Genomic DNA, 21,603 nt, shown 5'->3' with positions numbered 1-21,603 from the left:
AACATATGTCGATGCCCCGCTGGTGGCCAGCGGACTTTCGACGCACCGCGTGCTTCATGGCGGACAGTGGTAGATGTGGGACATGGCTTCTCCCTCCCTGCACCAGCTCCTCCAAGGCAAGCGGTTCGGCCTGGTCCTCTCCGCGGGCTACTTCGGCTTCTATGGGCACGCCGGCTTCCTCAAGGGGCTGGCGAGCTCGGGGCTCAAGCCGCATGCGTACGCGGGGACGAGCGCGGGCGGCATGGTGGCGGCCTACGCTGCGGCGGGCATGCCGGTGCACGCGATTGAGGAGCTGGTGCTGCGCCAGACGCGGGCCAACTTCTGGGACCCGGACCCGATTGGCGCGGTGATGAACGCGGACGCCAGCGGCCACGGCCTCACGGGCCTGCTCAAGGGCACGCGCTTTCGCAAGCTGCTCGAGGACACGCTGGGCGCCAGGACTTTCGAGGACCTGCCGCACCCGCTGCTCCTCGTCGGCGCGAACCTGACGCTGGGCAGCCACGAGGTGTTCACCACGGGCGAGCTGGCCCCGCGCGTCCATGCCACCTGTGCGTACCCGGGCCTGTTCCGCGCGGTGCCGCTGGAGGGCAACCTGTACTGGGACGGTGGACTGGTGGACAAGGCGCCCGCGCTGTCGCTGCATGACAGCGGCGTGGGGAAGGATTTGGACGCCATCCTCGTGCACTTCCTGCCGAGCAAGACGCGCAAGGTGGTGGGCGGGCCCATGGCGTACGCGCAGGGGCTGGCGGCGGGCTCGGCCGCGCTGCGCAGGGACCACTTCCGCCTCCAGCTCACCGTGCTGGAGGGCCGGCAGATTCCCGTCTACGTCGTCGTCTCCAACCTGCCTCCGGTGACGCCCACCACCATGGAGCGCGGCTTCGACGCGCTGGACCAGGCGCGCCTGTCCGCCGCGGTGTCCCTGGCCCGGCCTCCCGTGCCGTTCGCCCAGGCGCAGTGGTGAGCTGAAGCTCGCGGGCGCGCTCGGCCTTCAGCGCCCGCCGTAGCGGCGGTGGTCCACCATCAGGCAGCGGTCCTGCACCACCTGGATGCCCGCGCGCGCCAGCTTCTCCGCCGCCGCGTCGTTGCGGATGCCGGACTGGAACCACACCGCCTTCGGCTTCTTGGCGATGATGTCGTCCACGTGCGCGTCGATGTCCTGCGGCCGTCGGAAGACGTCCACCAGGTCCACCTCGCCCGGAACGTCCGCCACCCGGCGGAACACCGGCTTGCCGAGGATGTGCGTCACGTCCGGGTAGTAGACGGGCACGGGCACCACCTCCACGCCCGCGCTCGCCAGATAGTCCGGCACGTAGAAGGCGGGCTGCCCCGACTGCTGCTCCGTCTTGATGCCCAGCACCGCCACGCGCCGCGCGCTCTTCACCACGCGCTCCACGCCCGCTTCGTCCCTGATGAGGTTCTCTTCCCAGCTCATCGCGCCTCCTCTTGAAGCCCCTGTGCTCGCGATTCCATCGTCACCGTCCACGCCGCCCCGTCCACCCGCGCCTTCACCGTGAGCTCGCGGCTCACCGGCACGAAGCGGCCGTACGCCATCACCTGCTCACCCTGGCACGTCACGCCCGGCGTCAGCTCCGGCCGCCCCGCCGCCACCCACGCATCCGACAGCTCGTCCGGCGCATCCTCCGGCACCGCGTCCAAACACCGCAGGCTCAGCACCACCGCGTCACCGTACTCCGTGTCCCGCGTGCCCTGCACGGTGCGCTCCAGCACATAGGCCACCTGCGTGTCGCCCACCGGCAGCCAGTCCACCGCCCAGGTGCGTTGTCCCTCCGACAGATGGCGCTGGAACAGGCCGCCGAACTTCGCCTCCCACTCGCGCCGCGTGCGGCCCTCCAGCGCCTCCGCGCCGAAGAAGCGAAGGAGCGGCTTCGCGTCCACGCCCGCCGGCACCGACTGCCGCACCGCCTCCGCCGCGGCCTCGGGAGACACCAGCTTCACGAAGGTACCGTCCGCCGCCAGCTGCAGCCTCAGCGCGAAGCGCAGGAGCACGTCATCCACCCAGCCCTCCACCTCCACCCCGGCGCGCGACTGCTTCGCGTGCGACACCGACTGCGTGAGCAGCCAGCCGCCCTCGTTCGGGGTGAAGCGGGACTCGGTGGTCAGCTCCGCCTCCTCGCGCACCACGCCGCCCGCCTGCTCGACGACGCGGACGCCGCGCTGGGACTCGGTGAGGACCCGGTCGACCGGGGGTTGGAACGTCACGCGCACCCGGGGCGTCACCGTGGGCACGGGCACCCGCAGCGGGGACGGCTTCCGACAGGCGGATGTCAGCGACAGCACGAGACAGCTCAGCAGGAGTCCTGGACGCATGCGCCCGCGAACGCTGGCAGAAACGGCCAGCGCCCGCGAGCGCTTCCTCGATTCCAAGGTCCGGACCTCAGGGGTGCCGCGTGCTGCCGTCGGGCGCGTTCTCCACCAAATCCCGGCCGATGTTGCGCCTGTCTCTGCGCACGCCGTCATCGTCGGGGAGTCCGCCCTGGGAGAAGCGCCTCGCCGCCTCCGCCAGATCTCGCATCACGGCCTCGCGCGACGCGTACTCGGTGTTCGGCAGGCACTTGAGGACGTTGATGATGTCGACGGTGGCCCCGCCATCCTCGGCGGACTCCACGAGCTCCTCCCGCGTCGCCGGGTAGTCCACCGAGTCGATGTGAGGGGTGATGGAGAGCCCGGGGTCTTCCGCGGTTCCGAATGCCATCTGCGGCTGCCTTTCTGCCCGGCCCGTGAGGCCCGGGCGTGCATCACTGGGGTACGAGGAATCTGGGGACGGCGCCCGCGCCAGACCACCCGGCCGTCCCCCTCCCCTCCCCTGGCCGGCCAGGGGGCCAGCCGCCCTGGCACCTCCCGAGGTAGAGTCCCCGCCCGCCGCCCCTGTCGCCCGGAGCCCCGCCCATGTCCGCCGCCCCCTTGCTGCTCGCCTGGCTGGTGTTCGCCAGCACGCCGGCCACGCCGACCGCCGCCCCCAAGAGCGTCTATGCCCTCGACGATGACGCCTTCATCGACCAGGCCCAGGCTGACCTGGAGCAGCTGGAGCGCTACACCCGCGGCCTGCGCCGGCTCCAGGACGAGGTGAAGCAGTCGCGCGCCCTCTACCTCCAGAAGCAGAGCGTGCCGTACACGCCGGACCAGAAGCAGCAGCTGCTCACGACGTGGGCGACCTTCTTCGACTACTTCGTCTCCACGGAGGTCATCCGCCAGCGCTACTGGGACTTCGTGAAGGTGCCCTCCCTCACCCAGCCCAAGAAGCACGCCTGGGGCTTCCTGCTCACCCACGGCGCGCTCACCACGGAGCTGGCCCACGGCCTCACCTACGCGGAGCTCACCGGAGGCCGCAAGCAGCTGGAGACCCTCCTGGACGAGCCCTCCGCCGAGTACGGCGTGCCCCCGCGCGCCTTCGCCCGCTTCAAGGACAAGGTCATCCACGTGGCCACCACCACCCAGCTCTACACGGGGGACACGTACAAGGAGCAGCTCCGTCCGCTGCTGGTGAAGGCCGGCGCGCTGGACGCCCCGCGCGTGCCCTGGGTGATGCAGGAGATGAAGCTCAACAGCGAGGTGGCCAAGGGGCTGCTCGTCAAGCGTGGCCCCACCATGTTCGCCAAGGCCGCCGTCGACGTCACCCAGGACTCCACCCAGCGCGCCTTCTTCCCCGTGCAGCGCGCGGTGGCCGAGTGGATGGGCGACACCCGCGTGCACCGCACCGGCCAGCCGCTCATCTCCCGCGAGCAGGCGCTGGGCGTGCTCAAGCGGATGGAGCCGGGCGACATCATGGTGGCGCGGCAGAACTGGTACCTCTCCAACATCGGCCTGCCGGGCTTCTGGCCGCACGCGGAGCTCTTCGTGGGCACAGCCCAGGAGCTGGCCGCGTACTTCGACGAGGACACGGACGTGAAGGCCTGGGTGGCCACGCTCCCGGGCAAGCCCGCGTCGTTCAGCGCGCACCTGGCGAGCGCGTACCCCGCCAAGTGGGCCGAGTACTCCGGCAAGGACTCGCACGGCGACCCCATCCGCATCATCGAGTCCATCAGCGAGGGCGTCAGCTTCACCGGCCTGGAGCACGGCATGCGCGTGGACTACCTGGGCATCATGCGCCCCCGGCTGCCCCGCGTGGACAAGGCGCGCGCCATCCTCCGCGCCTTCGCATACCAGGGCCGCCCCTATGACTTCGACTTCGACTTCTTCTCCGACCAGACGCTGGTGTGCACGGAGCTGGTGTGGAAGTCCTACGCGCCCTCGAAGGAGATGCGCGGCCTGGCCGTGCCGCTGGTGGACGTCGTCGGCCGGCGCACCCTGCCCGCCAACGAGCTGGTGCGCCTCTTCGACGCCGAGCACGGCCGCGACAGCCGCCAGCTCGACTTCGTCGCCTTCCTGGACGGCCGGGAGGGCGAGGGGCTCGCGAAAGAGGCGGACGAGGCGGCTTTCCGTTACAGCTACCGCCGAGCCAAGTGGGACATCGCCCAGGAGTAGGCACGCACATGACGGAAGAAGTGGCCCAGGACATGCTGGAGCTGTCCGCCCAGCTCTTCGAGCGGATGATTTCGCAGCAACAGGCCAAGGTGCTTCGCCTGGCCCGCGAGGCCGTGCCCAACCTCACCCCCGAGGAGCTGCGCAATCCCCATGACTTCCCCGAACTCAAGGAACACCCGACTTTCGAGTACGAGGATGGAATCCTGGCGGGGTTGATTTCGGCCCAAATGGGGCTGCGCGCGGAAATCAAGGGGAGGCTGCCCTATGCACCGCCCACCTTCTGACGCTCGGTCGCCTGCCTTTGCCGTCCAGCCCGGTGTGGGTTAGTGGTTGCCGCCGTGAGCATCCCCACAGGATTCAGCCCGCCGCTGGCCCGGGAACGGTTGGTGTCGGCGCTGGCCGCGGAGCCTCCGCGTCTGGACCTGGCCGCATTGGCCATCGCCACGTTGGACAGGCCGGAGCTGGACGCGCCCGCGTGTCTGCATGTGCTGGACGTCCTGGCGTGTCGGGTCCAGGTGGAGTCGGAGCGGATGACGGACAAGGGCGAGGCGCTCGCGCCCCTTCGAGCGCTGCGCCACGTGCTGTCGGACATCGAGGGCTTTCGCGGCAACGAGGACGACTACCACTCGCCGGAGAACAGCTTCCTGGACCAGGTGCTGGAGCGGAAGCTGGGCCTGCCGATAACGCTGTCCGTCGTCTATCTGGAAGTCGCGCGCCGGGCGGGCATCCCCCTGTACGGAGTGCCGTTTCCCGGACACTTCCTCGTCGCGCACGACGCCGGGGACCACAAGCTGGTGATGGACCCGTTCCACCAGGGCGACATCCTCACCGAGCACGGCTGCGAGGAGCTGCTCAAGCGCGTGGCTCCGCAGCTCAAGTTCGACCGGGCCATGCTGGCGCCGGCGCCGGTGGAGCTGATTGCCTACCGCATGTTGTCCAACCTGCGGCGGGTGTACCTGGGCCGCGAGGACCGCGAGCGCGGGCTGGCGGTGGTGGACCTGCTGCTGCTCTTGGCGCCGGACCATCCGGGAGAGCTGCGCACGCGCGCGGCGCTCCTGGCCAACCTGGGTGCGTACCGCGCGGCGCTGCGCGACGTGGAGCGGTGCCTGGAGCTGTCTCCGGAGGCGCCGGACCGCGACCGCCTGGAGATGACGGCCCGCGAGCTGCGTGAGCGCGCCTCGCTGCTCAACTGAAAAACCCCTCGAGGCCCTCGCTCGTCTCGGGGGGCCCGGAGCGTCATCCATGTCCCAGACGGTGAAGCCCTGGCGGCGACTGCGCCTCGGGTTGGAGCACGACTATCAGGTGCTGACGGTCCGCGAGGACAAGTGGGCGGACCCGAGGACGGAGCAGGAGCATCCGCGCGTGCGGGTGGACTGCGCGGACTGGGTCAACGTCATCGCGGTGACGCCGGAGGACTCGCTGGTGTTGGTGCGCCAGTTCCGTTTCGGCGTGGCCGCCGACACGCTGGAGGTGCCCGGCGGCATGGTGGACGAGGGCGAGGACCCGGCCGTGGCGGCGGCGCGCGAGCTGGAGGAGGAGACGGGCTACGTGGCGGGCCGCGTGGTGCCGCTGGGTTGGGTGCATCCCAATCCCGCGCTGCAGGACAACAGGTGCTTCAGCTTCCTCGCGTTGGACTGCGTGAAGGCCCATGCGGGCCGGCAGGACGAGGCCGAGGACATCGCCGTGGAGCTGCACCCGCGCGCGGACGTGCCTCGGCTCATCTTGGAGGGACACATCACCCACTCGCTCGTGGTGGGGGCCTTCTTCCTGGAGAAGCTGCGCGAGGACGCGGGCGGGAAGCGCTAGCCGGCCATCATCTGCGCTCGCAGCCGCAGCCGCACGCGTCGAAGAAGGGCGTCTCGTCCGGGGCGCAGACGAACATGATTTGACGGCAGCCCTTCGCGTCCTTGGAGATGGAGCGGCGGCCCGAGTCCTCCAGGGAGCAGCGTGCGCGCACGCCCTCCGCGACGAGCGTGGGCGACTCCGGCCCGTCACCGTCTCCGGAGCCGGGACTGCAGCCCATGCTGACCACGACGGCGAGGAACCCCAGGGTGGAGTGGGTCATCCTGACGTTGAGCACCCTTGGACCTCCTCTGCGCCCTCGCGCCTGCCGGGCGCACGTGGCGAGTGCTCAATCTGGACGACGGCTCCGACAAGCGGGAGCCCCGGAGGGCACGAGTTCAGGGAGGGCCGTGCTCGGGAGCACACTGTCCACGTCCTGAAATGGACACCGGGCAGCCCGCACGTGCCGCGCTTCAACGGGCGGGCATTGCGCAGGGCGGAGGGAGGCGCTCGACGTCACGGCACGAAGCACCTCCCTCGCCACGCCTCCGAGGCACGGAACGGGGAGGCGGCGGGCTTCTGGCATGGGCCTCTCCGATCCATGCGCGCTCGCAAGAGCCGCCGCGCTCAACCCTTCGCGCGCTTGCGGGGACTCGACGGGGCCTTGGCGCCGTCCTTCTTTGACTCCCGCTCCCACGTCCCCGAGCGGCCTCCGGACTTGTGCTCGAGCTGCACGGCCTCCAGCACCATGCCCCGGTCCACGCTCTTGCACATGTCATAGACGGTGAGCGCCGCCGCGCACGCGGACGTCAGCGCCTCCATCTCCACGCCCGTGCGGTCCACCGTCCGCACCGTCACGCGGACGGACAGGCCCTCCTTCACGGGCTCGAGCGTCACCTCGACACCGGACAGCGCGATGGGATGGCACAGCGGGATGAAGTCCGGGGTGCGCTTGGCGGCCATGATGCCCGCGAGCCTCGCCGCGGCGAGCACGTCCCCCTTCTCCACCTTCCCCGCGAGGATGCGCTCCCGGGTTGCGGGCAACATGCGCAACAGCCCGGTGGCCACCGCCACGCGCTCCGTCTTCGGCTTCGCGCCGACATCCACCATCTTCACCGGCCCACCCCCTGCGCCACGGCCTGGAGCAGGTCCTCCACCACGTCGTCCGGGTCCTCCAGCCCCACGGACACGCGGATGAGGCTCTCGCGAATCCCCGCCGCCTCGCGCTCCTCGGGCGTCAGCCGGCGCGCGCTGGCGCTGGCCGCGTGCATCACCAGCGTGCACACGTCGCCGAGCGAAGGCCCCGGACGTCCCACCTTCAGCGCCTCCAGGAAGCGCATGGCCTCGGGACGACCCGCACCTCGGATTTCGAAGGACACCATGGGGCCGCCGTCCTTGAGCACCTCGCGAGCCACCGCGTGGTCCGGATGCGAGGGCAGCCCCGGGTAGATGACTCGCTCCAACAGTGGCGACTCCGCGAGCCGCCGCGCCACGTGCGCCGCGTGCTCGGAATGGGCCTTCATCCGCACCGGCAAGGTGCGCAGGCCGCGCAGGGTGAGCCACGCCTCGAACGGCCCCAGCACGTCGCCAGCCAGGATGCGCGCGGCGCGCAGCACGTCGATGCGCGAGCGAGCGCCGCTCACCGTCCCGCCCAAGGCGTCGCTGTGTCCGTTGAGCCACTTGCTGGTGGACTGCACCGCGTAGTCCGCGCCCAGCTCCAGCACGCGCTGCCCCATGGGCGAGGGGAACGTCGCGTCCACCGCGAAGGCCGCGCCCACGTCCCGGCACGCCTTCGCCAGTCCGCACAGGTCCGCCACGCGCAGGAGCGGATTGCTGATGCTCTCCGCCAGCACCAGGCGCGGCTTCAGCTCGCGGATGCGCGCCTGCGTCCCCGCGTCCGTCAGCTTCAGCGCATGCAGTTCTACTCCCAGCGCCGCGCACAGCTTCTTGTAGAGCGCGCGCGTGACGCCATAGCCGTCCGCCGGCATCACCAGCCTGTCGCCGGGCCGGAAGTCCTGGGCCTCGAAGAGCGAGCGCAGCGCGGCCATCCCACTGGCATAGGCCACGCACGACTCAGCGCCCTCCAGCGCGGCCACCGCCTCCTCGAGCAGCGTGGTGTTGGGAGCGCTGATGCGGGCATAGGCGTAGTCCTTGCCATCCAGCGCGCCGTCCAAATCGTCGCTGCTGTCGAACCAGCTCACCGCCGACACGGAGATGGGGGGCGAGACGGGCACCGCCTTGCTGCCCGTCAGCCGCGTCCCCGCGTGCACCGCCAGCGTCTTCTGCTTCGTGCTCATGAGAGTCCTGTTCCGTCCCTGCCCGGCGCTCGGGCCCGGCTCGAAAAAAAGGCCGGCCCGCCATGGAGACGGGCCGGCCTGGAGCATGCGTCACGCGGTGGCGGGTGGGCTACTCGCCCTGCTCAATCAACCAGCGCTCCGCGTCGATGGCCGCCATGCAGCCGGTGCCGGCGGCGGTGATGGCCTGACGGTAGTAGCTGTCCTGCACGTCACCACAAGCGAACACGCCGGGGATGTTGGTGCGGGTGCTGCCCGGCACCGTCTTGAGGTAGCCGCCCTGGTGCGTCTCCAGGATGCCCTGGAACAGCTCCGTGTTCGGCGTGTGGCCAATGGCCACGAACAGGCCGGTGGCGTTGAGCAGCTGGCTGTCGCCCGTCTTCAGATTGCGCACCACCGCGCCCGTCATTCCCTTCGCGTTGCCGGTGACTTCCTCCACCGCCGAGTTCCACAGGAAGGAAATCTTCGGGTTGTTGAGCGCGCGCTCCTGCATCACCTTGGACGCGCGCAGCGAGTCGCGACGGTGGACGAGGGTGACGTGCTTGACGATTTTCGCCAGGTACGTGGCCTCCTCCATCGCCGTGTCACCGCCGCCCACGACGAGCACTTCCTGATTCTTGAAGAACGCGCCGTCACAGGTGGCACACGCGGAGACACCCCGGTTCTTGTAGGTGTCCTCGCCCTTGACGCCCAGCCACTTGGCCGTGGCACCGGTGGAGACGATGACGGTCTCCGACAGGACACGACCAATGCTCTCCCCTTCGATGACGAAGGGGCGCTTGCTGAAGTCCACCTTCACCACGTTCTCCATGTGGATGACCGTGCCGAAGCGCTCCGCCTGCTTCTGGAAGCGGTCCATCAGCTCAGGGCCGGTGATGGCCTCCGGAAAGCCCGGGTAGTTCTCCACGTCCGTGGTCACCATGAGCTGGCCGCCCGGCACGCGCTGGGGATGCTCCAGCGTGGGCCCGCCGGCGAACACCACCGGCTCCAGGTTGGCGCGCGCGGCATAGATGGCCGCGGTGTAACCCGCAGGCCCCGAGCCGATGATGGTCACCTTGTTGATTTTCTCCTCCGCCACGGGTGGCTCCTCCCTCTATTCCGTTGAGGCCGCGAAGGTACCAGAGGCCCTCGGGCACGTGATACGAAGCTGGCCTCATGGATGCCGAGCTCCTCAAGAAGGTTGCGCTGTTCGAGGGTTTGACCCAGGGCCAGCTCGCCAAGGTGGCGCAACTCGGCCAGACCAGGGACTACCCGGCGGGCGCCTTCCTCTTCCGCGAGGGGGAGGCCGGCCATGAGATGTTCGTAGTGTCCCGGGGCAAGGTCCGCATCTCCAAATCCGTGCCGGGCATCGGCGAGGAGGCGCTCGCCATCCTGGAAGCCGGCCAGTACTTCGGCGAGATGGCGATTATCGAGGACTCTCCCCGCTCGGCGGACGCCATTGCCCACATCTCCTGCTCGGTGTGGGTCATGGAGAGGTCCAAGCTGGACCAGCTCATGTTCACCGACAAGGACCTGGCCTACGTCCTCCTCTGGACGCTCGTCCGGACGCTGAGCGAACGGCTCCGCGAGACGAACGACAAGATCAAATCGTTCTTCGCCATCTCCCGCTTCTGACCCCAGCCCGCACCGCCCGCCTCTCACCTGTCGAGAGGGGCCGTGGTGTGCCGGTGTCCGTCCGGAAGCCGGGCCGCTTTCGAGCAGTCCGGGATGGGTAGGCACACCGCGCCCCAGGTAGCGACAGCGGGCACACGCCTTGCTCAAGCACCGTCCCGGGGAAGGTGGGCGGGATGGAGTGGAGCATGGGCGGGGCGTGGACGGGGAGCGGTGAAGCGGTGGGCGAGGAGTCGGTGGGGGTGCACGCGTCCGGGGGCATGGAGCAGTCCCGGGAGCGGCTCTTCCGGTTGGGGGCGCAGGCTCTCACCGACTCGGAGCTTCTGTGTGTCGCGTGGGGCCTGGCGGCGCGCTCGCGAGGGCTGGAGGCGGCCGGGACGCTCCTGAGGCGCAGTGGCGGCCTCAAGGCGCTGCTGCAGGCGGAGCCGGTGGAGCTGAAGGGAATCCCGGGCCTGGGGCCGCGGCGGGCGGCGCAGGTGCTCGCGGCGCTGGAGCTGGGCCGTCGCGCCCAGCGCTCTCCGGAGCGGCGTCCCAAGCTGCGCACGCCCCGGGAGATTCACGCGTACCTCACGCCCGTCATGGGGGCGCTGCGGCGGGAGGTGTTCCACGTGCTGTGCTTCAACGCGCGCAACGTGCTGGTGCATGACGCGCGGGTGGCGGAGGGCACGCTGAACACGTGCCCGGTGGACCCCCGGGAGGTGTTCGCCGCGGCGCTCGTCTCGCGCGCGACGGCCATCGTCCTGGCGCACAACCACCCCTCGGGAGACCCGGAGCCCAGCGTCCAGGACGTGGGGCTGACGCGGCACCTCGTCGCGGGGGCGAAGCTGCTCAACCTCAAGGTGCTGGACCACCTGGTGGTGGGAGACGGGGCGTTCGTGTCGATGCTGGAGCGGGGGCTGCTCCCGGACGGGGAGTGGGAGCCGAAACGGGAATGGAACGTGGCGCGAGGAGGTGGGTGATGGCGGGGTGCCTTGTCGGGATGGTGCAGGTGGAGCTCCTGGAGGACACGCGGGCGCAGGTGGTGCGGCTGGAGACCGGGCGGGCCTGCACGGTGGAGCGCGCGGAGCTGCCGGTGGACGCTCGCGAGGGCGACGTGGTGGTGGATGGACGCAGGGAGCCGGACGCCACCGCGCTGCGAGTGCTGGAGGTGGCGCTGAAGCGAGCACGCCTGGCCGCCCCCGTACCGCCGGGGCTGGAGCTGTGAAGGGGGGCGGGGCGCCGTTTCCGTTGACGGCCGGTCCAGGATGGTGAACATGCGAGCGATGCCGTTGGCCCTGCCCTACTTCGAGGAAGCTCAGCAGGGCCTGGTGCGTCACTTCGGACTGACGCAGTTCCGTCCCGGGCAGGCGGAGGTCATCTCCACCGTGCTGAGCGGGCGCAACACGGTGGTGGTGATGCCCACGGGCGCGGGCAAGAGCCTGTGCTACCAGCTGCCGGCCACGCTGCTGCCAGGGCTGACGCTGGTGGTGTCGCCGCTCATCGCGTTGATGAAGGACCAGGTGGAGCAGCTCACCGCGCGCGGCATCAGCGCCACGTTCATCAACTCGTCGCTGTCGGACCTGGAGCGGGCGGAGCGGATGCGCCGGCTGCGCGCGGGCGAGTACAAGCTCCTGTACGTGGCGCCCGAGCGCTTCCGGAGCGCGAGCTTCGTGCAGACGCTCCTGGACGTGGGCGTGGACCTGCTCGCCGTGGACGAGGCGCACTGCATCTCCCAGTGGGGCCACGACTTCCGGCCGGAGTACGCGCAGCTGGGCCAGGTGCGCAAGAAGCTGCGTCCCCCGCGCACGGTGGCGCTCACCGCGACGGCCACGCCGGAGGTGCGCGCGGACATCGTCCGGGTGCTGCTGATGAAGGAGCCCCGCGAGTTCGCCATGGGGTTCGACCGGCCCAACCTCTTCCTGGGCAAGCAGGAAGTGGGCGGAGACACGGACCGTCACGAGGCCTGCGCGCGGCTGGCGGCGCTGGGCGGCAGCGGCATCATCTACTGCTCCACGCGCCGCGCGGCGGACGGCATCTTCGCGGAGTTGCACGGCCGGGGCCTGAAGGCGGTGCTGTACCACGCGGGCATGGACGACGACGCGCGGAGGCGGGCGCAGGACACCTTCATGTCCACGAAGGACGCGGTGGCGGTGGCCACCAATGCGTTCGGCATGGGCATCGACAAGTCGGACATCCGCTTCGTCGCGCACGCCAACATCCCCCGGGCGGTGGAAGCGTACTACCAGGAGATTGGCCGAGCGGGCCGGGATGGCGGCGACGCGCGCGCGGTGCTGCTGTTCAACCACTCGGACGTGTACACGCAGGAGCGGCTCATCCAGGGCAACCACCCTTCGGAGACGGTGCTCGCGGACACGTGGGGCGTGCTCCAGTCCGTGGAGGAGTTCGAGCGGGGCGTGCACGTGCTGGCGGGCATGGTGAACGCCAGCGAGTTCGAGGTCTCCGCGGCGCTGCGCATCTTCGAGCGGGCCGGGAAGCTGGAGCGCGGCGGACGGGGCGAGGGCGAGCACGGGCTGACGCTGACGGAGAAGGCGCCAGCCGCGCACCCGCATGCGGCGGACGCGCAGCGGCTCCTGAAGTCGCTGCTGGAGACGTTTCCCCTGGGCCGGCAGGTCACCACGGAGCTGACCATCCTCGCGCGGCGCGTGGGCCTGTCGGTGGACGACGCGAGACACGCGCTGGGCCTCCTGGAGAAGTCAGGCGTGGTGAATGTGCGCCGGCCCTTCTCCGGACGCTCCATCCGGGCGCTGGCGCGGCTGCCCTTCCGCGAGCTGGGCATGGACCTGAGCCACGTCCGGGAGCAGGAGCGGCAGAACCTCCAGCTCCTGCGGCGAATGACGGACTACGCCTACGCGGACCGGGAGCAGCGCTGCCGGCGTGGCGTCGTGCTCCACTACTTCGGCCAGCAGGACGTGGAGACCTCCTGCGGCAACTGCGACGTGTGCGCGCCCGCGAAGATGCCGGTGCTCCTCTCGTCGGGAGGACCGTCCGCGTCCCGAGCCCGCACGGCGGCCTCGGCACAGCCGGTGATGAACTACAGCGAGCTGGCCTCCACGGAGCTGCGGCGCTGGCGCAAGGAACTGTCGAAGGACCTGGGCGTCGCGCCGTTCATCATCTTCAACGACGCCACGCTGCTCGGGCTGGCGGCGGCGCTCCCCATCGACCGGGAGACCTTCCTCACGGTGAAGGGCACGGGCGAGAGCCGCTGGGAGCGCTTCGGCCCCAAGGTGGTGGAAATCTGTTTGATGGCGCGCGCCGCAGGCCATGAGCCCCAGGCGGCCCCCATGGCGGCTGCGCGCAAGCCCCGCGTCCGGCGCTCCCTGGGCATCAACTGACGCGGGCCCCGCGGCGTCCGAGGCTCCAGGCCGACGAGGCTACGCGCCTCCGCCTCGGCGCATCCCCCGGGCGATGAGGTAGCGCAGGCCGCCCATGACGGTGCCCACCACGAGGGCGAGCAGGAAGATGACCACCACCGTGGTGAAGCCGAAGATGAGGCGCACCCCGTACTCGGGGATGCGGCCGTTGAAGAAGGCCGTGCGCAGCGGCTCCATGGCGCCGACCAGCTCCAGCGCGCGCGCCGGCAGCGAGTCCAGCGACAGCGACAGGCGCTGGAGGAACTTCGAGGGGAACAGGCGCAGGGCGCCCTCCACCACGATGCCCACCAGGAGGTAGAGCGCCGACAGCAGGAAGGCGTTGCCCCACATGATTCGCAGCAGCGGGGACTCGGGCCCAGGGCCAGAGGGAGGTTGGCGCACGCTAACGAGCCGCTTTCTTCTTGAGGGACGGCAGCGCCTTCTTTACGCGCCCCGCCTCCTCGCTGCCACCCGCCAGCCGGAGAAAAGCTTCGTAGGACTCCACCGCCCGGGACAGCTCCGCCGACTCGCGCACCAGCACGTCCGCCAGCGCCAGGTGCGCGGGGCCGTCCGTGGGCTCCAGCTCCACCGCCTTCAAGAGCGACGCCTTCGCCACGGACTCCTGCCGCTGCTTCAGCGCCACCAGCCCCAGCGCCAGGTGAGAGCGGCCCTGATACGGCGCCAGCCGCACCGCCTCCTCCGCCGCCGCCCGGGCGTCCTTCAGCACGCCAGTGCCCAGCAGCACGCGGGCCATGGCGGCCTGGGCGAAGGCCTTGTCCCAGACCGTCGGCGCACGCGAGGCCAGGTCCTCCAGCGTCCGGGCCGCCCCTCGGCCGCCACTGGGGAGCTGCACGTAGAGCTCGCCCACCCGTCCACAGGTGGCATCGGAGCCCTCACGCCGGGCCGCCGCGAAGGCCGCGTCCGCGTTGTCCACGTTGCCCTGGCGCAGGAAGGCGTGGGCAATCTCGCAGAAGGTGTCCGGGTCCTTCGGGTCCAGCTTGTTGGCGCGCTCCAGCGCGGAGAAGCCGCCCTTGGCATCGCCCGAGGCGAACAGGATGGCGGCGCGCAGCCGGTGCGCCTCCGCGTCGTCGGGAGCGAGCTTCGCCGAGCGACCCGCCGCCCCTTCCGCCTCCTTGCGACGTCCGGCATGGAAGAGCGCCAGCGCGAAGCCCTTGTGCGCGGCGGCGCTGCCCGGGTTGTCGAGCTGCCAGGTCTCGAACTGCTTGAGGGCCTCGGGCGTGCGCCCCATGGCCAGCAGCGTGCGGCCCAACGCGTCGCGCGACTCGCCGTGCGAGCCGTTGCGCTCCACCGCCTGCGTCAGCGGCTTGAGGGCCATGTCCGGCAGGCCACGCGACAGGAGCAGCCGTCCCAGGGAGCACGAAGCCTCGTAGTCGCGAGGGTCCTTCTGCGCCTCCTCGAACTGGGCCTGCGCCTTGTCGAAGGCGCGCTCGCGCCAGTACACCTGCCCCAGCGCCAGTCGCATGTCATTGCGCGGGCGCTTGGACGCGGCCAGCGCCTTCTCGAGCAGCTCGCGGGCCTGCGCCGCGTTGCCCTCGGCGGCATCCGCCAGGGCCAGCAGTGACACGGCCTCCGGAGGGTAGCGCTCGTTCACCCGCGTGCGGGCCAGCTCCGCGCGGGCGCGCTTCCAGTCTCCGAGCCGCGCATAGGCCGCGCCGCGCACCAGCGACACCTTGCGGCCACTGTCGGCCTCCAGGCGCGTCAGCACGTCGCGCTCGCGGTCCCTGTCCAACAGCGTGCGGCCCAGTCCTTCACGGGCCTCGTCGCTCTTGGGTTGCACCTTCAGGGCCGCCTCGTAAGCCGACTGCGCCGCGTCCAGCTTCCCCGCGGCGCGACTGGCGGCACCCAGCGCGAGTTGAAAGTCGAAGGCCAGCGCCCCCTGCGTGCCCTTGCCCAGCAGCGCGCGCGCCTCGTCGTGCTTGCCCACGGCGGACAGCAGTCGCCCGTGCACCAGCTGCTGGCGCGACTTGAGGGCCGCCGGAAGCTCCTTGTCGTCCGCCAGCGGCGCCACGTCCGCGAGCGACACGTCCAGCTCCTGCTCCAACGCGAGCCGGGCCTCCGCCTGGCCGATGCGGGCCACCGGGTGCTTGGGGGACTTGGTGCGCGCCTTCTCGAACATCTCGATGGCGTGCGGGAAGTCCTCCGACGCCAGGTAGTAGCCCCCCAACGCAACGAGGGCGCGCACGTTGGCGGGTGACGTCCGCAGCGCGCGGTCGAACCGCTCCAGCGCCTTCTTCTCGTCCTTCGCCGCCAGCAGCAGGCTCGCGGCGAGCGCCTGCGCCTCGGTGCTCTCGTCCGTCGAAGCCAGCAGTGCGCGGCGCGCGGGCTCCCGTCCCCGGTCATCGGCCACGAGGACGTTGGTGGTGAGCACCAGTCCCGGCGCGGCCTCCTTCACGCCCGGCTTCTCCAGCGCCTCCAGCGCCTTGGTGCGGTCCTCCGGCGACATGCCGTGGTCCGCGAAGAGGAGCGCGTGCGTCCAGGCCGTGAGGGCCCAGGCGCGGCTGCTCGCCTCGTCCATCTCCAGCGCGCGATTGAGCTGCTGCAGCGCCCCATCCAGAGAGGTGCGCGTGTCCTGGGTGATGAGGTCCTCGGCCCGGGCCAGCGCCTCGTTCAGCGTCTGGCCACCGGTGGCCGCGCGAATCCGGAGGAAGCCCACGACGATGGTGATGAGCACCATCGCCAGCGCCGTCACGCCCGCGACCTTCACCCCGTTGCGCTTGAGGAACGACGTCTTCGCGGCCTCGCGCGCCAGCTTCTGCCGGAGCTCCTTCTCGTAGGCGGCGGTGAGCGCTTCCGTGTCCTGCTTGGGCTGTCCCGCCTTCGGCTTCGCGCCGCTCCCAGCGGACTCGGAGGCCTCCGGAAGGTCGTCGAGCAACGAGCGCTTTGAGCCCGAGCCCCGCGTCGCGGGCTGCTGCGCGCGGGCCACCACGGGATTCTGCGCGGTCGGCTCCGGCGGAGGCAGGTCGCCCAGGAGTCCCGGCGAAGCAGCGGGAATCACCGGCTTCGCGGTAGTGAACTCGCTGGAGCGCAGCAGCACCTCCTCGTCGGATTCGGACGAAGCGGCGGGAATCACCGGCTTCGCGGTGGTGAACTCGCTGGAGCGCAGCAGCACCTCTTCATCGGACTCGGACGAAGCGGTCCCCGACTCCCTGTCCTCGGAGGATGGCCCAGAGGCCTCAGCCCCCTCCGACGCCTCGAGAGCGGGCTCACGTCCCGCCCCTGCTTCGGACCCGGGGCCCGAGGGCCCCACACCGTCGTCATCATCCGACAACGACAGGTCCAGGCTCGGAAGCTCGGCCCCCAACGTGGGCTGCAGCACCGGCAAGGGACGATCAATCAACCCCAGCGAATCCGACTTCGTGGACGCGGCCGGATGCTCACCAGAGCGGGTGCGAGCACTCGCGGCCGCCGTCGCGGACGAGGCCGGATGCTCACCGGAGCGGGTTCGAGCACTCGCGGGCTCCGTGCCCGCCACGCCCCCTGACGCCGAGGCGTCCGACTCCGAACCGGTTGCACCGACGCCCTCCGTGGAAGACCCATCCCCCTCGGCGCTCGCTCGACCACCCGCCGCGGCGGCACTCGCCAGGTCCGCGGCGGCCCGAGCCCCCGCGTTGCGCGCGGCACCAGGGCCAGCAGCCGTCGCTGCCTTCGCGGTATCGCCGAGCGCGGCGGCACGGAGCCTCGCGGCGGCCATGGGAGACGCGGCCACGGGCGCGGGATCCGCTTCGTCGCCCTCGGCCTTCGCCTCACCTTCGGCCTCACCGTCCGATGACGGCGCGGTCTTCTCCAGCCCCATCAGGTCCGCGAAGACGGGAGCCGGTCCACCGGCCAGGGCCTGCTGGGCCTGCTCCAGCCACAGCTTCACGCGGCCGTCATTGGGCTGCAGCGCCACCGCCTTGCGCAGAAGCGGCAGCGCCGAGCGGTACAGCCCGCGCTGCAACAACACCTCGCCAATCAGGTTGTAGGCGTAGGGGTTGTCCTTCTCGATGGCGATGGCGCGGTCGAACTGCTCCATCGCCTCGGCGGGACGGCCCAGGTGGATGAGCGCCTTGCCCCAGAGCACGCGTCCCACCGTCGAGGACGGATGGTGGGAGATGCCCTGTTCACACACTTCGATGGCGCGTGCCGCATCCCCCTTTTCCAGCAGGGCCTTGGCCAGTTCGACGAAGACGGAAGATGTGGGGTCCTGCCGGAGGAGCTGCTCGTAACGCTCCACCATCGACTTGGCCATGTGGGCTTGCGACTCCGGTGCTCGGGCGGGGAGCCGGACCATACCACCGCGCCCTCGTCCGGGGCGGCCACCGGATGCTACCGTCCCCCTCGTGAATCGCCTGCCTGCCCTGTTTCTCGCGCTCGCCCTGTCGGGATGCGCAACCGTATCCAAGAAATCCGACCTGGAAGAACTCAAGCCCACCGTGGACAAGTTCCACCAGCTCATCCGGTGGAAGGACTTCCGGAGCGCCTCCCGGCTCCTCGTCCCGGAGCGCCGCGCGGCCTTCTCACGCGCCCGCGTGGAGCTCCACGACGAGCGGGACCTCTCCATCACCGACTACGAAATCGAGGAGGTGCGGCTGTCCGAGGACGGGGCGCACGCCACGGTGCAGAGCCGCATCCAGTGGATGCGCCTGCCGTCCGCCTCGGAGAACACCGCCGTCGTCCTCTCGGAGTTCGTCTTCCGGGACGGCGTGTGGCTCCTGGAGCGGCAGGACGCGGGGCCCTTCGTGGACGAGCTGAAGGACCCACTGCCCTGAAAAGAAACCGCCCACCGACTCGGGGCCGGCCGAGGCGGTGGGCGCCGGGAGCTCCCCAATGGAGCGCCCTACAAGAATCCGCCCATCGGCTCGGGGCCGGCCGAGTCGATGGGCGTCGGGAACTCCCCAATGGAGTGCCCTACAAGAATCCGCCCATCGGCTCGGGGCCGGCCGAGTCGATGGGCGTCGGGAGCTCCCCAATGGAGCGCCCTAAAATGTGAGCGGGGCGACGGTGTTGTTCAGGCCCGCGTCGCCGCGCGGTGACGCCGGAACCTAGAGCAATGGCGATGCCACTCCGCGCACCGGGGCTGGCGCGCGGGGCCCGTCATGGAGATTCAAGGGCTTGCACTGGAGGCCACCGCCCCACGAGGGGGGCAGGCCGTCGGGGTGCTGACACTCCTGTCAGAGGGTCCAGCCTCCGGCGTCGTGCCAGGCACGACAGCCGTGTCAGGGACCCCTCGGACTTTCCTTCCCTACTCGCCCTGCACGGCGCGGATGGTTTCGCGCATGGAGTAGTGGGGCTTCCAGGCCATGTCCTGCACCCAGCGGCTGCCGTCCACGGCGCACAGGAACTGGATGTGGTCCAGCTCCGGGGGCGGGAAGTTGGCGATGCGGTACTTGAAGAGCATGCCCAACAGGGGCCGGGCCACGAGGTGTGGGACGGGGATGGGGGAGTTGCCCAATTCGCGCATGACCGCGGACAGGGGCACCTCGCCGGGGCCGACGATGTTGTAGACGCCCTTGGGCTCGGGCCGGAGGGCCGCCACCATGGCGCGCGCGACGTCCTCCACGTGGATGAGCTGAATCATCGGGTCGAAGCCCGCCATCATCCACGGGTGGCGCAGGCGCAGGTAGTTGGAGGGCGCGTTCTTGATGGTGGGCCCGACGATGTGCACGGGCCGCAGAATCACCGTCTCGATGTGCGGGTGCTTCCAGAAGAAGCCATGCGCGAGCATGTCCACTTCAATCAGGTCCCGCACGCCGGAGAAGCGGCTGGCCGCCATCAGCGGCGCGTCCTCGGTGAGGAAGTTGGAGTTGTCCGGGCTGGGTCCGTAGACGTTGGCCGAGGACAGCACGACGACCTTCTTCACGCCGTACTTCGCGCAGTACTCCAACAGGCGCGTGGTGCCCACGACGTTGAAGGAGTGGTGCTCCTCCTCGCTCATGCGCGGGTCATGCATGATGCCCATGTGGATGACGGCGCGGACCTCGTTCTTGCGGAAGACGTCCTCCGCCTTCTTCTTGCGCAGGTCCAGCTCGTACATCTCCACGTCTTTCGGCCGGCCCACGAAGGGACGCCGGTCGATGCCGATGATGCGCTCGTGCTTGTGGAGGAGCTTGGCGAGGGTGCGGCCGAGGTTGCCGCTGATGCCCGTGACGACGACGGCCGGTCTCATGGTGCGAGCCTCATGACAGCGTCAGCTTGTTGGACGCGGGCGCTCACCAGAACACCCCACGACGCTCCTTGAGCCCCTGGTGGAGCATGGACTGAATCGAGGCCTTGACGGTGCGGACCTTCTTGTCCAGCTCGCTGTCCTCGTCATCCGGGCGCCCCGTGAAGTGCATCGGGTCGCCGTAATAGATGCGGTACTTGGTGGGCAGCGGGAAGGGCAGGCCCGTGGGAGTGACGGGGAAGGACGGGAAGCCGAGCAGCTTCGCCACCGGTTTGAGGTCCATCAGCGCGGGGGCCTGCTCCTCGGCGCCGACGACGGCCACGGGGACAATGGGGGTGCGCGTCTCCAGCGCCAGGCGCATGAAGCCCAGGCCGAACTCCTGGAGCTGGTAGCGCTGGGGCCACAGCTTGTTGATGCCGCGCAGTCCTTCCGGAAACACGAGGATGGCCTCGTCGGACTCCAAGAGCCGCCGGCAGTTCTCCGGCGTGCCGACAATCTGGCCCATGCGCGCCATGAAGGTGGAGACGTACGGCAGCGACGGCACCCACTTCTCCACCATGCTGCGCATGGCGCGGGGCGGGCTGGCCTCCAGCATCAGCGAGACGCCAATCATGGCGCCATCGAGAGGGAGCTGGCCGGAGTGGTTGGACACCAGCAGCACGCGGCCGGCGGGGACCTTCTCGATGCCGAAGGTCTCCACGCGGAAGTAGTTGCGGTAGAGCCACAGGAAGGGCGCCACGGCCGACAGGCTGAAGTCGAGGTTGTAGCCGAACGGGTCCACCCCGTACTCGTTCCCCGGCCGAGCCAGCGCCTGCATCCGCTCCTTCTGCTCGTCATTGGCCAGGCGGTCGGTCCAGTCGCGCAGGCCCTTCTTCACTCGGTCGCCGAGTCGCTCCAGCATATCCCTGGCTCTTTACACCACCGCCCCCCGTACCGGGAGTGGAGAAACCGGGCGATGGCCATCCGGGGTAACGTCAGTGGCCCGGTCCCATGCGAATCCCTCCTGCCCCACGCCTTCCCGTGCACCGCCCTCCAAGGTCGTCGCCCGGGCCCGCGCGGAAGCCCACTTCTCGACACTCAGCGCGCTCACTCGGGACGCGGGAGCAGGAGTGCACTGCGTGACGGCGTTGAAGGCTCGGGCCTCCACCAGTGGACGAATGGCCTCGTGGCCCCGTGCAGGGCGGGGGTGACGTCGCCATGTCTCGCCCCGCATGCGTGAGCTGCTCGTCCTGCTGGGCCTGGCATGGCTCTTCTCGGGGTGCGCCGTGACGGCCGCCTCGGTCGCCGTGTCCGCGCCCCGCCTGGCGCCGGTGGAGCAGCGCGCGCCGGTGCTGCTCGTCCATGGCATTGGCGACGACGCCAGCGCCTTCGACCTGCTGCGCGCCCGGTTGGAGCAGGCGGGCTGGCCCCACGTCCACGCCATCTCCCTGGTCCCCAACAACGGCAGCGAGGGGATTCCCACGCTGGCCCGGCAGGTGGCCCGCGAGGCCGAGGCCCTGCGCGCACGCACCGGCGCCCGCCGCGTGGACGTGGTGGGCTTCAGCATGGGGGCGCTCGTCACGCGCTACTGGGTGCAGTTGCTCGGCGGGCGACTGGTGGTGCGGCGCTTCATCTCCATCTCCGGCCCCCACGCGGGCACGGGGCTGGCGTTCCTGGGACGGGGCAAGGGCGTGTCGCAGATGAGGCCGGGCAGCAGGCTGTTGCGAGCGCTCCAGAAAGACGCTCGGCCCTGGGGCAGCACGGAGGTGCACAGCTTCTGGACGCCGTGGGATTTGACCATCCTCCCCGCCTCCAGCTCACGACTCCCGGGCGCCAGCGAGCGCAGGTTTCCCGTGCTGCTCCACCCGTGGATGCTCACCGACTCACGCGTGCTGGACTCGGTGGTGGAAGTGCTCGGCTCACCGTCGGTGGCCCGGTAGCG

Annotated in this window: 22 protein-coding genes; 11 read left to right on the top strand and 11 right to left on the bottom strand. The window is 70.4% G+C overall.

The window, feature by feature from the left end; all coding sequences use genetic code 11:
- The first annotated feature begins 73 nt into the window (after positions 1-73).
- Positions 74-961: a patatin-like phospholipase family protein gene (locus LZ199_RS32220; protein WP_407667272.1), complete on the top strand. Its 888-nt coding sequence runs from the start codon at positions 74-76 to the stop codon at positions 959-961.
- 27 nt (positions 962-988) lie between these two features.
- Here the strand turns inward: LZ199_RS32220 and LZ199_RS32215 are convergent, their stop codons facing one another.
- From LZ199_RS32215 to LZ199_RS32205, 3 genes are all read right to left on the bottom strand, one after another.
- Positions 989-1,432 carry a CoA-binding protein gene (locus tag LZ199_RS32215; protein ID WP_253997585.1) on the bottom strand — a complete coding sequence of 148 codons (444 nt, stop codon included), beginning with the start codon at positions 1,430-1,432 and terminating at the stop codon, positions 989-991.
- Positions 1,429-2,328, bottom strand: a complete 900-nt coding sequence (locus tag LZ199_RS32210) for a hypothetical protein (protein ID WP_253997584.1) — start codon at positions 2,326-2,328, stop codon at positions 1,429-1,431. Before LZ199_RS32210 ends, LZ199_RS32215 begins: the two co-directional genes overlap by 4 nt.
- 67 nt (positions 2,329-2,395) lie before the next feature.
- A complete protein-coding gene (locus LZ199_RS32205) occupies positions 2,396-2,713 on the bottom strand; it encodes a DUF2795 domain-containing protein (protein ID WP_253997583.1) in 318 nt (105 codons plus the stop codon).
- A gap of 194 nt (positions 2,714-2,907) precedes the next feature.
- On the opposite strand from LZ199_RS32205, the gene LZ199_RS32200 reads away from it, so the two are divergent.
- The 4 genes from LZ199_RS32200 (at position 2,908) to LZ199_RS32185 (ending at position 6,288) form a co-directional block, all read left to right on the top strand.
- Positions 2,908-4,482, top strand: coding sequence for a YiiX/YebB-like N1pC/P60 family cysteine hydrolase (locus LZ199_RS32200; RefSeq protein WP_253997582.1), 1,575 nt, complete (start codon positions 2,908-2,910; stop codon positions 4,480-4,482).
- An 8-nt stretch (positions 4,483-4,490) separates the two neighbouring features.
- Complete coding sequence (locus LZ199_RS32195; protein ID WP_141649139.1) at positions 4,491-4,766, top strand: hypothetical protein; 276 nt, start codon at positions 4,491-4,493, stop codon at positions 4,764-4,766.
- Positions 4,767-4,850: 84 nt separating this feature from the next.
- Entirely contained in the window at positions 4,851-5,675 is an 825-nt protein-coding gene (locus tag LZ199_RS32190) for a SirB1 family protein (RefSeq protein ID WP_253997707.1), read from the top strand.
- 49 nt (positions 5,676-5,724) lie between these two features.
- The gene (locus LZ199_RS32185) at positions 5,725-6,288 is read left to right on the top strand and encodes an NUDIX hydrolase (RefSeq protein WP_253997581.1); all 564 of its coding nucleotides are present in this window, start codon (positions 5,725-5,727) and stop codon (positions 6,286-6,288) included.
- A gap of 7 nt (positions 6,289-6,295) precedes the next feature.
- Here the strand turns inward: LZ199_RS32185 and LZ199_RS32180 are convergent, their stop codons facing one another.
- The 4 genes from LZ199_RS32180 to trxB form a co-directional block, all read right to left on the bottom strand.
- Positions 6,296-6,562 carry a hypothetical protein gene (locus tag LZ199_RS32180; protein WP_253997580.1) on the bottom strand — a complete coding sequence of 89 codons (267 nt, stop codon included), beginning with the start codon at positions 6,560-6,562 and terminating at the stop codon, positions 6,296-6,298.
- Positions 6,563-6,891: 329 nt separating this feature from the next.
- Entirely contained in the window at positions 6,892-7,380 is a 489-nt protein-coding gene (gene moaC / locus LZ199_RS32175; protein ID WP_253997579.1) for a cyclic pyranopterin monophosphate synthase MoaC, read from the bottom strand.
- Positions 7,377-8,561 (bottom strand): trans-sulfuration enzyme family protein, encoded by a 1,185-nt coding sequence (locus LZ199_RS32170; RefSeq protein ID WP_253997578.1) that lies wholly within the window; start codon positions 8,559-8,561, stop codon positions 7,377-7,379. The genes moaC and LZ199_RS32170 overlap by 4 nt, the downstream gene beginning before the upstream one ends.
- Positions 8,562-8,670: 109 nt before the next feature.
- On the bottom strand, positions 8,671-9,636 hold the full coding sequence (gene trxB / locus LZ199_RS32165; protein WP_253997577.1) for a thioredoxin-disulfide reductase: 966 nt from the start codon (positions 9,634-9,636) through the stop codon (positions 8,671-8,673).
- Positions 9,637-9,713: 77 nt separating this feature from the next.
- On the opposite strand from trxB, the gene LZ199_RS32160 reads away from it, so the two are divergent.
- The 4 genes from LZ199_RS32160 (at position 9,714) to LZ199_RS32145 (ending at position 13,501) form a co-directional block, all read left to right on the top strand.
- Positions 9,714-10,172, top strand: a complete 459-nt coding sequence (locus LZ199_RS32160) for a cyclic nucleotide-binding domain-containing protein (RefSeq protein ID WP_253997576.1) — start codon at positions 9,714-9,716, stop codon at positions 10,170-10,172.
- A gap of 185 nt (positions 10,173-10,357) precedes the next feature.
- The gene (gene radC, locus LZ199_RS32155; RefSeq protein ID WP_407667270.1) at positions 10,358-11,128 is read left to right on the top strand and encodes a RadC family protein; all 771 of its coding nucleotides are present in this window, start codon (positions 10,358-10,360) and stop codon (positions 11,126-11,128) included.
- Positions 11,128-11,373: a DUF3006 domain-containing protein gene (locus LZ199_RS32150; RefSeq protein ID WP_253997574.1), complete on the top strand. Its 246-nt coding sequence runs from the start codon at positions 11,128-11,130 to the stop codon at positions 11,371-11,373. Before radC ends, LZ199_RS32150 begins: the two co-directional genes overlap by 1 nt.
- Before the next feature lie 40 nt (positions 11,374-11,413).
- Positions 11,414-13,501 (top strand): RecQ family ATP-dependent DNA helicase, encoded by a 2,088-nt coding sequence (locus tag LZ199_RS32145; protein ID WP_253997573.1) that lies wholly within the window; start codon positions 11,414-11,416, stop codon positions 13,499-13,501.
- A gap of 39 nt (positions 13,502-13,540) precedes the next feature.
- Here the strand turns inward: LZ199_RS32145 and LZ199_RS32140 are convergent, their stop codons facing one another.
- Entirely contained in the window at positions 13,541-13,870 is a 330-nt protein-coding gene (locus tag LZ199_RS32140; RefSeq protein WP_253997706.1) for a hypothetical protein, read from the bottom strand.
- Between the two features lie 52 nt (positions 13,871-13,922).
- A complete protein-coding gene (locus tag LZ199_RS32135) occupies positions 13,923-17,768 on the bottom strand; it encodes a tetratricopeptide repeat protein (protein WP_253997572.1) in 3,846 nt (1,281 codons plus the stop codon).
- Positions 17,769-17,859: 91 nt separating this feature from the next.
- On the opposite strand from LZ199_RS32135, the gene LZ199_RS32130 reads away from it, so the two are divergent.
- Positions 17,860-18,288 carry a hypothetical protein gene (locus tag LZ199_RS32130; RefSeq protein WP_253997571.1) on the top strand — a complete coding sequence of 143 codons (429 nt, stop codon included), beginning with the start codon at positions 17,860-17,862 and terminating at the stop codon, positions 18,286-18,288.
- Positions 18,289-18,761: 473 nt separating this feature from the next.
- On the opposite strand, the gene LZ199_RS32125 is transcribed toward LZ199_RS32130, so the two are convergent.
- Positions 18,762-19,685: an SDR family oxidoreductase gene (locus LZ199_RS32125; RefSeq protein WP_253997570.1), complete on the bottom strand. Its 924-nt coding sequence runs from the start codon at positions 19,683-19,685 to the stop codon at positions 18,762-18,764.
- A gap of 43 nt (positions 19,686-19,728) precedes the next feature.
- Positions 19,729-20,583 (bottom strand): lysophospholipid acyltransferase family protein, encoded by an 855-nt coding sequence (locus LZ199_RS32120; protein ID WP_253997569.1) that lies wholly within the window; start codon positions 20,581-20,583, stop codon positions 19,729-19,731.
- A 310-nt stretch (positions 20,584-20,893) separates the two neighbouring features.
- On the opposite strand from LZ199_RS32120, the gene LZ199_RS32115 reads away from it, so the two are divergent.
- Complete coding sequence (locus LZ199_RS32115; protein WP_253997568.1) at positions 20,894-21,601, top strand: esterase/lipase family protein; 708 nt, start codon at positions 20,894-20,896, stop codon at positions 21,599-21,601.
- Positions 21,602-21,603: the final 2 nt, after the last annotated feature.

Source organism: Myxococcus qinghaiensis (assembly GCF_024198215.1).
Lineage (GTDB): Bacteria > Myxococcota > Myxococcia > Myxococcales > Myxococcaceae > Myxococcus > Myxococcus qinghaiensis.
This window is presented reverse-complemented; position numbering and strand designations above follow the sequence as displayed.

Coding starts and splice junctions, on each gene's coding strand:
- LZ199_RS32145 (WP_253997573.1), top strand. CDS start 11,414: ATGGTGAACATGCGAGCGATGCCGTTGGCCCTGCCCTACTTCGAGGAA.
- LZ199_RS32125 (WP_253997570.1), bottom strand. CDS start 19,685: ATGAGACCGGCCGTCGTCGTCACGGGCATCAGCGGCAACCTCGGCCGC.
- LZ199_RS32170 (WP_253997578.1), bottom strand. CDS start 8,561: ATGAGCACGAAGCAGAAGACGCTGGCGGTGCACGCGGGGACGCGGCTG.
- LZ199_RS32160 (WP_253997576.1), top strand. CDS start 9,714: ATGGATGCCGAGCTCCTCAAGAAGGTTGCGCTGTTCGAGGGTTTGACC.
- LZ199_RS32215 (WP_253997585.1), bottom strand. CDS start 1,432: ATGAGCTGGGAAGAGAACCTCATCAGGGACGAAGCGGGCGTGGAGCGC.
- LZ199_RS32115 (WP_253997568.1), top strand. CDS start 20,894: ATGCGTGAGCTGCTCGTCCTGCTGGGCCTGGCATGGCTCTTCTCGGGG.
- LZ199_RS32210 (WP_253997584.1), bottom strand. CDS start 2,328: ATGCGTCCAGGACTCCTGCTGAGCTGTCTCGTGCTGTCGCTGACATCC.
- LZ199_RS32135 (WP_253997572.1), bottom strand. CDS start 17,768: ATGGCCAAGTCGATGGTGGAGCGTTACGAGCAGCTCCTCCGGCAGGAC.
- LZ199_RS32205 (WP_253997583.1), bottom strand. CDS start 2,713: ATGGCATTCGGAACCGCGGAAGACCCCGGGCTCTCCATCACCCCTCAC.
- LZ199_RS32150 (WP_253997574.1), top strand. CDS start 11,128: ATGGCGGGGTGCCTTGTCGGGATGGTGCAGGTGGAGCTCCTGGAGGAC.
- LZ199_RS32140 (WP_253997706.1), bottom strand. CDS start 13,870: ATGTGGGGCAACGCCTTCCTGCTGTCGGCGCTCTACCTCCTGGTGGGC.
- LZ199_RS32200 (WP_253997582.1), top strand. CDS start 2,908: ATGTCCGCCGCCCCCTTGCTGCTCGCCTGGCTGGTGTTCGCCAGCACG.
- LZ199_RS32120 (WP_253997569.1), bottom strand. CDS start 20,583: ATGCTGGAGCGACTCGGCGACCGAGTGAAGAAGGGCCTGCGCGACTGG.
- radC (WP_407667270.1), top strand. CDS start 10,358: ATGGGCGGGGCGTGGACGGGGAGCGGTGAAGCGGTGGGCGAGGAGTCG.
- LZ199_RS32185 (WP_253997581.1), top strand. CDS start 5,725: ATGTCCCAGACGGTGAAGCCCTGGCGGCGACTGCGCCTCGGGTTGGAG.
- LZ199_RS32220 (WP_407667272.1), top strand. CDS start 74: ATGTGGGACATGGCTTCTCCCTCCCTGCACCAGCTCCTCCAAGGCAAG.
- LZ199_RS32195 (WP_141649139.1), top strand. CDS start 4,491: ATGACGGAAGAAGTGGCCCAGGACATGCTGGAGCTGTCCGCCCAGCTC.